At 24.0% G+C, this 11,090-nt stretch carries 7 protein-coding genes; 5 read left to right on the top strand and 2 right to left on the bottom strand.

Annotated elements, in window-relative coordinates; all coding sequences use genetic code 11:
* The first annotated feature begins 273 nt into the window (after window positions 1–273).
* The 5 genes from Q0K52_RS13545 (at window position 274) to Q0K52_RS13525 (ending at window position 9,120) form a co-directional block, all read left to right on the top strand.
* Window positions 274–2,232: a hypothetical protein gene (locus tag Q0K52_RS13545; RefSeq protein ID WP_297300334.1), complete on the top strand. Its 1,959-nt coding sequence runs from the start codon at window positions 274–276 to the stop codon at window positions 2,230–2,232.
* Between the two features lie 880 nt (window positions 2,233–3,112).
* The gene (locus tag Q0K52_RS13540) at window positions 3,113–6,481 is read left to right on the top strand and encodes a DUF4132 domain-containing protein (RefSeq protein ID WP_297300332.1); all 3,369 of its coding nucleotides are present in this window, start codon (window positions 3,113–3,115) and stop codon (window positions 6,479–6,481) included.
* A gap of 12 nt (window positions 6,482–6,493) precedes the next feature.
* On the top strand, window positions 6,494–7,660 hold the full coding sequence (locus tag Q0K52_RS13535) for a hypothetical protein (protein WP_297300330.1): 1,167 nt from the start codon (window positions 6,494–6,496) through the stop codon (window positions 7,658–7,660).
* Between the two features lie 51 nt (window positions 7,661–7,711).
* A complete protein-coding gene (locus tag Q0K52_RS13530) occupies window positions 7,712–8,422 on the top strand; it encodes a hypothetical protein (protein ID WP_297300328.1) in 711 nt (236 codons plus the stop codon).
* Between the two features lie 11 nt (window positions 8,423–8,433).
* Window positions 8,434–9,120 (top strand): hypothetical protein, encoded by a 687-nt coding sequence (locus Q0K52_RS13525; RefSeq protein WP_297300325.1) that lies wholly within the window; start codon window positions 8,434–8,436, stop codon window positions 9,118–9,120.
* 79 nt (window positions 9,121–9,199) lie between these two features.
* Here Q0K52_RS13525 and Q0K52_RS13520 read toward each other — a convergent pair whose 3' ends face one another.
* A complete protein-coding gene (locus Q0K52_RS13520) occupies window positions 9,200–10,207 on the bottom strand; it encodes an aldose epimerase family protein (RefSeq protein ID WP_297300323.1) in 1,008 nt (335 codons plus the stop codon).
* Between the two features lie 353 nt (window positions 10,208–10,560).
* Window positions 10,561–10,956: a secondary thiamine-phosphate synthase enzyme YjbQ gene (locus Q0K52_RS13515; protein WP_297300321.1), complete on the bottom strand. Its 396-nt coding sequence runs from the start codon at window positions 10,954–10,956 to the stop codon at window positions 10,561–10,563.
* Window positions 10,957–11,090: the final 134 nt, after the last annotated feature.

Below are 11,090 nucleotides of genomic sequence, written 5' to 3'. Positions count from 1 at the left end.
AATTATGATACACCTATGTTATACTTTAAAAAACTAAGGAATACTTAATGCAATATGTCTGGCTCCTGTGCAATTAAATTTATATTATCATACCATTATTATTAATATTATTTCTTGTAAATTGTATAAATATAAAATAAAAAGTCAATGATAATTTTTTATACTATATTTGTATAAAATGGCATATAAATCTTATACTTGTAAAAAAATATATTTTGTATATAATAAAATAATATAGTAAAAATGTTTTTACTAACGAATTCTAGGGGGATTATGGTGAAAAAAACAGCTTATATTATAATTTTTATTTTGGCATTAATTTTTTATAGCTGTTCAAATTCTAGTCAAACAGATAATACTAACATTCAGCAACATACTAATACATTAAATACAAATAATACTCCGCAAAAAGAAAATGCTTATTTCGATATGAAATATGTTTATAAAGCAGTCAGAGTTAATCAAACTAATTTTAATAATGCTTTGCTCAGTTATTATCAAGATGTTAAATATACAAATATTATAAATAGAAATAAAGATTTCCTTAATAAAAAACTTGTTGGTGATAATGATATAAAAAAATATGCTATAGATTTTATTTCTAATACTTACCATAATCATTATGTAAATGAAATGAATTCTGCAGATTTAAATACTGATGATTACTCTTATTATTATGCTTCAGAATACAATCATGTAGAACAGAATTTAGCTCTAAAAAAGGCAAGAGATTTACTTTTAAGTATAAAAAACAAAGATCCTGAAATTTACTTAGCTTTATTCTTATCTCGTTTAACTACTGATTCATTATATTATTTTGATGATATGCAAAATTATTTACAGGAATGGAAGAAATTAGGCGGATCAAATATTAATATGATGATAGGTATAGTTAGTGAAGCTAATAATATAAATAAAGTTTATTCTAATAAAATGAGGTTTATTAATTATATAATAGAAGCTCCAAAAGATTTGGCTGTTGAAAAACTTGTTGCAGATGCTTATCAAAATGGATTTTTGAATGATATATCTAAAACTTCCGGTTATTTAGATATTTATAATGAAAATAACTATAATCTTTCTTCAATAGTTTATGAAGGTACAAATAATAATATTGCATATTTCTATATAGTAGAAGATAAAGTTAATACTAATATAATAAATAAATATTTACAAACTTATGTAAAAAACACTTTGCCTAAATCAAGAATGACTAATGATGCTTATTATAGAAATTTCTACAGTCTTGATAATTCATATCCTAAAGAAAAATACGATGAAATGGCAGATTTATATTTCTTAGAGTTTAAGAAAAATACATTCGTTTATTCTCTTTATAATGATAAATTAGAAGATGTATACTATTTTAATCCTGCATTTATTGGAAATACAAAGTATGCTTCTTTTGAAACTATAGAAACATTTAATTTCCGTCTAGGTGATGATTCAAAATTAATTTCTTCAAATACAAATATTATAAAGGTTGCTGATATAATAGAATTGGCAAAAGATTCAAGATTTATAGTTGATGGAAAAATAGATAAAGAGGAATATGCTAAGTATTTAGATGAAATATTATATTTTCCTTTAAAGAATCCTTTGATCTTCTTATGTGATATAAATAATGATGGTAAAGATGAAATAATGTTAAGCGGTACTTATAAGAATCCTGGTAAAATGGGTGGAATAGCATCTTATACATTGCTTTTAAAAGATAATTTAGAATTAGATTTGGAAAGTATTTCTGGTAAAGCTGTAAACAATTTGGATAGGCAGGGGCTAAATTCTAAACAAAAAATTTATAATGAAAACGGAAAAAATAAAATTCTTCTTATAGATACAATAGCTAATATAGCACAAGATGTATTCTGTGATAAAGATGTTGTTAAGGTAGATGAATTTACTTATAAGAGTTATAGTTTTGATTCTAAATTATTATGGAAAGGAAAAATAGAAAATGGAGTTCCAGAAGGAGCTTTAAAAACAGATGCAAGTTTTGATATGTTTAAAGCAGGAAGCGATTCTGACAAGGTTATAGTATCTGATAAAACTTTGAGAATGGCTGATAAACTTATAAGTGATAATTACTATAAAGAACGTGAAAAGTTAGATGAAAAAGGACGCGATAATTTATTAGAGAACAGACGTGCCGAAATAAAATTAATTCAAGATAAACATGGCGATGTTTTGGGAATAGAAAAAGAAATGCTTAATATACTTGGTATAGAATAATTGATTAATTAAATTATTTTGATAGTCTAAAATACACCTAAACAACTATATTTTGTCAAAATAAATTTATATTTTTATATATGGGGCTTTGCACACTGCTAAACACACAGCGTGCAGCTCTGCGTGCTTACGAATACCACCACTTCTTTTGTGACCGAAGGAAGTCCTTTAGCGTGCCAAAAAGAAGCAAAAGGGCTATATTTTAGCTTAAATTGATAATTTATATTACATGTAAAACAATTTTAGTATGATTTAGTACTAATTTTATCCTTGCACTTTCGCATAGCGTATCCGAGTTTATCTAGGATATAGGCTCTTTGACGAAGTCCGCCTGCGACCGTAGGGAGTGCCTTTTAGGTATGGCGTGCGGTGGGAAAAAGAACAACAAAAAAATTGACAAACTTAAAAATTTTTAGTATATACCTAAACAAATATACTTTGTCAAAAATAAATTTATGTTTTGGTTTTATATTTGGGGCTTTACCCACCGCGAAGCGTACCCGCAGGGTACGCCCCCACTTCTTTTGCGACCGAAGGAAGTACTGTAAGTATTGCCACAAAGAAGCTATATCCTCGACAGGCTCGGATACGCTTTGCGAAAGGCTGCATTTCGACTTAAATTTAGTAATTTATCTTACATGTAAAACATAATTAGTATGATTTAATACTAATTTTATATTTGCACTTTTTGGTTCTTTGACGCTGTCCGCCTGCGACCGTAGGGAGTGCCTTTTAGGTATGGCGTGCGGCGGGAAAAAGAACAACAAAAAATTGACAAACTTAAAAATTTTCAGTATATAATATCATAATATTTTAATTAAATTGATTTAAAAAGAATTCTATTATATATTTTTATATAATTTTCATTGTAGGATATTGTATGGGAAGTATAGAAAGTCATATAAAAAAAGTTACAAATAGTAAAGATATTTCAGATGAGATTAAACGTAGTGTTGAAGATTATGTATATTTAAAAACTGATGAAGTACCTGAAAGAGTTCATTCTATAATGAATAGAAATGATTTTGATGCTTTTATTAATGATTTAAGTAAATGCAGACAAGATGAGAGAGAATCATATAAAAGACTGCTTATTCTTTATATACATAATAATTATGAATATAGAGAAACTAATACTTATAATATTATAAAATTTTATTATTTAGATGAGTCTGTAAAAAATGCTTTTCTTTATTATATTTTTGAAAACAAAGAAAATATTATAGGAATTCATTTTTTTATAGATTTCTTAAAATGTTATAATTTAATTTTTAAGGATTTGGTAAAAATAGATAATAAAATAAAGAATTCTTTTAATAGATTTATAGAAGAAATAAAAAATAAAACTGATGATGAAATAATTAATGAATATAAAGATTATCAAATATACTGCCCATTATATATTTTATCTCAATTAATAATACATACCAAAAATAAAAACTTGGCTTTAAAATTATTATCTATAATTTCAAAAATAGAGAATAATGAAAATATAATCATTAGAAATATTTTATGTTCTTTATTTTTAATAATTGATGTGTCAGATGAAATAAAAAAGAAGTTTGTAGAAATTTTATTGAATAATAAAGGTTCATCAGCTTTATTTATGAAGGATATTAATGTTTTTTATAAAAGCGAATATTTTATAAGATATATAATAGATGTTAATTATACTACATCAGATAATAAATATAATAATGTAACTTTAACATATCCTTTTATCAATGGGCTTCCAGAAATCTTACAGAAAATATTTTATTTATTTAAATCTAATTCTCAGAATATTAAATTGGAATTAATAGAATCATTATACGATGATGATAAAGATAATTTCTATAACATGTATAAATTATATCAGGAATCTGTATTGCTTGATTATAATAATTCTAATCCTCAATTAAAATATAATAACATGCATTTTGTAGATAATTGTATTGATATTTATTTACTTATGTCAGCATTTTTATTTAATAAAAAAGAAACTGAAATTATAGATTATAATATAGTTGATAGGGCAGTAGATTTTTTATTTAATTTTTTAGATCCGCTTCCTGAATGCTATGATGATTATAATGATTATAAATATTTGATACATAATATATTTGAATATCATACTTATATGCTTGCTTTATTATATGATTATAATGATAAGGCTAAAAACTTTATAAACTCTACTCTTTATTCTTATATTACAATAAATAGTTTTATTTCAGCTAGAAATTATTTATATGATGAAACAGTTTTCAATATTGTAAAAGAAATATTTACTTTAAATGATAAAGTTAACATAATATATATTTATTTAACTTACTATATTTATACAAGTGCCATATATTCTGCAGATAACAAGAAAAAAACATTATTAAATATGTATAATATTACAGAAATAGGCAATGATTATTTAGAAGATATTTATAAGTTTATAGATGATGATAAGTTTATAAAAAAGATTTCTAAGGATATTAGTTTTACAATACATTTTTTGAATACTTTATATAACAAAGAAAGTAAAATAGGAAATTATAAATTAGTGTTAAAACTTCTTGAAACATCAAAATCAAAAGAAATAAAAAAGACATGCATTAAAATATTAGAAAAATCAGAAAGTAAAGTAAAAGATGATGTACTTCATAAACTTGATAAAGCTAAAGGAGAATTTGAAACTTCATTAAAAAGCATAATAAGAATTTGGGATATGAGCAGATTTAATGAAAGTTTTGAATTTGAAAATATAGAAGAAATAAATTCTCATGTAGATAAATATTATAATGAAGGATATGAAGAAAAAATCAATAAGTATAATTTTATAGAAAAAGAAATATCAAATGTATTATTCAAAGATAAAAAAACATTAGTGCCGTTAAAAGTAATGAAGTATATTTTTACTGAATATATAGCATTAAAAGAAATAAATAAATTAATAGATATAGAAAAAATAATTAATCATTTTGATATGGAATCTTTCAGAAATGCATTATCAAATATATATAATGAATTTGTTAATTTGAAATATCCCATAGAATTAAAAAACATATATATTATTTACTGTTTATATATGGATGATGAAACAGTATTAAAATTAAAAAATGAAGTTGATTATTTAACTAATAATGCCAGAGGAGCATTAGCAGCACATATAGTACAATGTATGGCATTGAATGGAAATAAATTGGTTCTTGTTATGCTTGATTCTATTTCTTTAAAGTATAAAAATAATCAAGTAAAAAATGCTGCTAAAACTGCATTAGAAAATGTTTCTTCTATACTTGGAATTACAAGAGATGAACTTATTGATAAAATAATACCTGATTTTGATTTTGACAGCAAAGGACAAAAGATTTTATCCTATGGAGTGGAGTCTCAAAGAACTTTTACTATAAGCATAAATAATGATTTTAGTTTATCTATTAAAGATAATCAAAATGACAAAATAATAAAATCTTTGCCAGCTCCAAATAGTAAAGATGATAAAGATACAGCTTCAAAAGCAAAAAAAGAATTAACAGAATTAAAAAAATCTATAAAAAATACTGTAGAGAATCAAATTATAAGACTTAAAAAAGTTATGCTTAATGGAAGGAAATGGAGTTATAAAGGATTTAAAGAAGTATTTGTGGATAATCCTTTGATGAATATATTCGCTCAAAAACTTATATGGGGAATTTATGATGATAATAATAAATTAATAGAGTCATTCAGATATACGGAAGATGGTTCTTTTAATACCGTGTATGATGAAGAATATATATTTAAAGATGAATTAAAAGATAAAAAGAATATAACATTAATTCACCCTATAGAACTTGATAATGAAATTTTATTGAAGTGGAAAAATCAATTATCAGATTATGATATAGCACAGCCTATAGAACAGCTTAATATGATTTATGAGCTTCCAGAAGAAAAAGATATAAATAAAAATCTTGAAATAATATATCATGATAAAAAGGTTAATCCTTATGCATTAATGAAATTTGCAGCTTCTCTTGATATGAAAAGGGGAGATGTTTTAGATGCCGGAACTTTTTTTGAATATTCTTTGAAAGATGAAATAGCAAAAATAATGTTTGTAATTCATTTTAATTATTTGATGGTTGGTTATGTTCAGGAAGAAGATGTTGACATTGAAAGAGCAGTATTTTATAAATTAGATGAAGATAATAATTTTGATTTTAATTGTCCAAGCAATCCCTTGGAATTGAATAAAAGATTTATATCTTCTATATGCGGTTTAGTGAAAGAATTGTAAGGTTTGATAATAGTGGATAATATAGAAAATAATAAGAATACAATATTTTATAAAAATATAGTAAGGAATTTTAATATAGTTATAGGCATTAGTTTTATAATGCTTGTATCTATAATATATATTACTTCTATATTTAATGTTCATATTCCTCAATTAAATTCCAATACAGATTTGGGATTATTGGAAAGTATTTTAACAGAAAATTTTATTTATTATACAAAAATATTTTTTTCTTTTTTAATGCCATTAACTTTTTTTATATTCATGTTTCTTTTTGTGCTGAATCCTATTAGTTTAAAATCTTTATTAATATCTTTTGTATTAATTTTTTTAACTGCATTTTATTTATATAAACTTCCTTATAATATATTAATAGAACCTGTTGATAATTTAGATTATTTTATAAAATTAATTATACATATTATAGCAGCAAATTTTATTATGCTTTTTATTGTGGGATTAGGATATATTAGATATGATGTTAAAAAATTATATACTCTATCTGATTTTTATACTATGATTTCTGAGATTGTAATATGGAGTTTATTAATACTATTTATAATTTCTTTGATAGCGTCTTCTGTTCTTGCTTTATTTTATTTTAATGGAAAGATAGAAATAAAAAGTGTAATTAAATTTTTATTAAGAAATGATATGAAGAAATTAAAAATACTAATGTCAATTTTTATTGTGTTAAAGGTTTCTATTATATATTTTTCTTATGTTATTTATAATAAAATGGTTAATACTAAGCTATCAATTAATATTTCAAGGGTACTTTCTTTATTTATATCAGCATTTTCAATTTTTATTATAGTTATGATTTATAAATATAATTTGTTTAATCATCATTATAATTATTTCTTATTGCTTGCTTGTTTTGTTCTTATGGTATTTTTTGTATTTAATATGATTTTATTTAGAATTGATAAAGAGGCTAAAATATTTGATTATATTATGTATATTATTGCCAATATAGCAGGATTAATATTTTCTATTTTGATATTAGTCAATTGTATTAATAAATTTTCAGAAATATTTATTATAATATTTAATATTATTATAATTATTAATTTTCTATATAATATACTGTTTTGTATTATGAAAAAGTATATAAAATTTATATTTCTATATAATTATTTGTATATAATCTTTTTATTTATATCATTATTTTATTGACTTTATAATTTTTATATATTATACTGGATATGGGTACAAATAAGGAGTTTTATGAGTTTTAGTAAAAAATTATTTTTAATAAGTTTTTTTGTATTAATCATTATTCCTTATAATGCAAGTGCGGCTAATTTAGCATTAGGTGCTATAAGCCAATTTGGTATGAGCGGTGCTAATACAAATTCTTCAAAAATATTTCCTTCTGGTTTCAGGGATTTTGATTCAGGATTTGCTTTTTCAATAGGACTTAATCAGCCTATTTCTTCATCATCAAAGATATCTTTTTCATTATTGCTTGATTTAGGATATTATCATGATTCTTATGATTTTAAATATACAATAAATGGAAGAAGGGCAACTGAAAATTATCAGTTTGAAAGTTTTTTAGTTGGCGGATATGCAAGATTTAACTTTGGATTTATATCATTAGGAGCAGGCGGAGGAGCTAAAATTCCAGGTTCTGCCACATATAAACTAAATTCTTATGACCGCAATAGATTTTATAGATTTAATTTTGGAGATTTAAACGATATATTTGAAAGTGTTGTTATACCTTATGTGAGATTTTCACTTGATTTTACTGTATTTAACTATTTATTAATAGGTGTATATGCAAGTTATGATTTTCCTCTTTATTTCCAATATAATAATTATATAAATGATGTCATTATTAATAAAGACTCAATAAGTGCATTGGATATAGGTATTCAATTTGGCTATTATATCAATATAGATTTTGATAGAGATAAATATTATTATTTGTAATGGGTGGATATATGAAAAAAATAATTATTTCTATGTTATCTGTTTTTTTATTTGCATCATTCAGTCAAGCTTATGGTGCTGATTTTATAGCAGGTATTATTGGCAGATTTGGTGCAAGCAGTGCTACAACAGACAGAAGTAAAATATTCACAACAGATTTTAGAGATTTTGACAGCTCTTTTTCTTTTCAGCCTGGCGTATTTTGGGGATATGATGATTTATTATCTTCAGCATTTTTATTTGATATAGGATATAATAAAGACAGATATGAAATAAAATACACACTTAATGGAAAAAGAGTTCTAGAAAATTATAAATTCAGCAGTATATCATTTGGTTTATTTCCTAGACTTAATATAGGATTTTTCTCTATAGGAGTTGGAGGTGGTATTAAATTGCCATTTTCTTTAAAATACAGCATAGAGGGTGATGGTTACAGCCATGATAGATATTCATTAGATTTTGGGGATATAAAAGATTCTTTTGAAAATTGGTATATACCTTATGTGAAAGTTTCAGCTGATTTTTTGATCAAAACTAAGAGAAAATTTATGCTTTCATTTGGTGTATATGCAAATTATGATTTTCCTATTAATATAGATAAAAGCGGACCATTACAAGAGATTAGTATAAATAAAGAATCATTGGCAGCATTTGATATAGGTTTCCAATTCGGTATGTATTTCTTAAGTAAGTAAGTTAATATTTTATTATAAAAATAAAGGGCCTTGTATTAATTACAAAGCCCTTTTTTATTTATATATTATTATTTTTGAATTAATTTAAACCAAATTTATATATTGTTCTATGATTAAATTCTCTGTCAGGATATACAATTATACTAGGGAAATGATTAAAATTCAAAGCACAAGGGAAATATTGTGTTTCTAAACAGAATGCTTCATGTTTATTAAGTGTTTGATTTCTAACCTTACAGTTATTAAGAGAATTAGCGGTATAAAATAATACAGAAGGCATAGTAGTGAATACTTCCAAACTTATTGAAGTTTCTTTTGATAAAACTTTTACTCTTTTTTTATTTATATCATTATCGTCAAATATAAAACAGTTATCGCATCCGCCTTTATCTTTTATTATTTCATCTATTTTTTTAGATTCAGTAAAATCATAAGGAGTATTTTTAGTTTTTAATATTTCACCGGAAGTCATATCATTTTCATCACTAGGCAAATAATATTTAGCATCTATAAATATTTCATGATCATTTATTTTACCGCCTCCATTTAAATTGAAGTATGAGTGATTCATTATATTTAAAGGAGTTGCCTTATCGGTTGTAGCAATATAGTCTATTATTATTTCATTTTCATCAGTTATAGTGTATTTTACCATTAAATTAACATTTCCTGGATATCCTTCTTCACCATCTTTTGAAACGTATGAGAATAGTACTTCATTATCCTTTTTTTGTACAGAATTAAATGTTACATAAGAAAAACCTTTTACACCGCCATGAGTATGATCTGGAGATTTGTTAGGAGTTATATTGTATTCTTTATCATCTATTTTGAATTTAGCTCCTATAGTTCTTCCTGCCACTCTGCCGACAGTAGCTCCCATGTGACCATTTTTAGCTTTTTCTGAATAAAATTCTATATCATCGGAGCCAAATCCCACTTCTATTTCTTTATTGTTTTTATCTTTAAAAAATATTCCTGTTATAGTGGCTCCAACTTCAGCTAATTTTACTTTTAATCCCTTATCATTTTCTAAAGTATACAGGTATGAATTGTTGCCAAAATCTTCTTTTTTTGATCTAAACATAATAATATCCTTATAGTGGTTTATATTATATATTATACATTATTTTGAATTTTATTTATATAGAAAAAGTTTAGAATAAATTATTTTTATATACATATATAAGGTATATTGACAAACGAGTTTTTATGTATATACTATTTAGTATAGATAATATTTATAAGGTATAATATGTGACTATTAATAGAGTTAATTGGTTCAATTACAAATTTTATAAAGAATAAATTTTTTAAAAAAGGTACTAAGACAATTAGGTAGTAGTTTACCATATATTTAATAGATTTGATTTACCCCATCGATATCAAGGAAGATTAATTTCTTCCTTGGTACATTATTTATGATGCATTATTAATTGTTTATTTACCGATCACTTGTATATGAACTTTTCTGTTTCTTGGGCCGTCAAATTCAAAAAAGTATATATCCTGCCAAGTGCCTAATACTATTTTAGAGTTTTCAATTATTACGGTTAAGCTTGGAGCTACTAATGATGAAAGTACATGAGCTTGAGAATTTCCTTCTCCATGTTCATAATTATCATGCTGCGGCACTAATTTGTTAAAAGCATTTTTCATATCAAATACTACATCCGGATCAGCATTTTCATTTATTCCAACAGCAGCAGTAGTATGAGGAACAAATATTACCGCAATTCCGCTTTGTATTTTTTTTTCATTTACGCATTTTTGAACTTCGCTTGTTATATCAACAATATCGAATCTTGCATTTGTTTTTACATTAATAGTATGCATTTTTTATCCTTTTATTTTTATATTGTTTATATCCTATACGATAATACTTTGATTGTCAATTTGCACAGGAGCCAGACATATTGCATTAAGTATTCCTTAGTTTTTTAAAGTATAACATAGGTGTATCATAATTT

This window comes from uncultured Brachyspira sp., assembly GCF_944390845.1.
Taxonomy (GTDB): Bacteria; Spirochaetota; Brachyspiria; order Brachyspirales; family Brachyspiraceae; genus Brachyspira; species Brachyspira pulli.
This window is presented reverse-complemented; position numbering and strand designations above follow the sequence as displayed.

Bases quoted from the DNA above. Each gene is read 5' to 3' on its own strand.
- Q0K52_RS13545 (WP_297300334.1), top strand. From the start codon at position 274: ATGGTGAAAAAAACAGCTTATATTATAATTTTTATTTTGGCATTAATT.
- Q0K52_RS13540 (WP_297300332.1), top strand. From the start codon at position 3,113: ATGGGAAGTATAGAAAGTCATATAAAAAAAGTTACAAATAGTAAAGAT.
- Q0K52_RS13530 (WP_297300328.1), top strand. From the start codon at position 7,712: ATGAGTTTTAGTAAAAAATTATTTTTAATAAGTTTTTTTGTATTAATC.
- Q0K52_RS13525 (WP_297300325.1), top strand. From the start codon at position 8,434: ATGAAAAAAATAATTATTTCTATGTTATCTGTTTTTTTATTTGCATCA.
- Q0K52_RS13520 (WP_297300323.1), bottom strand. From the start codon at position 10,207: ATGTTTAGATCAAAAAAAGAAGATTTTGGCAACAATTCATACCTGTAT.
- Q0K52_RS13515 (WP_297300321.1), bottom strand. From the start codon at position 10,956: ATGCATACTATTAATGTAAAAACAAATGCAAGATTCGATATTGTTGAT.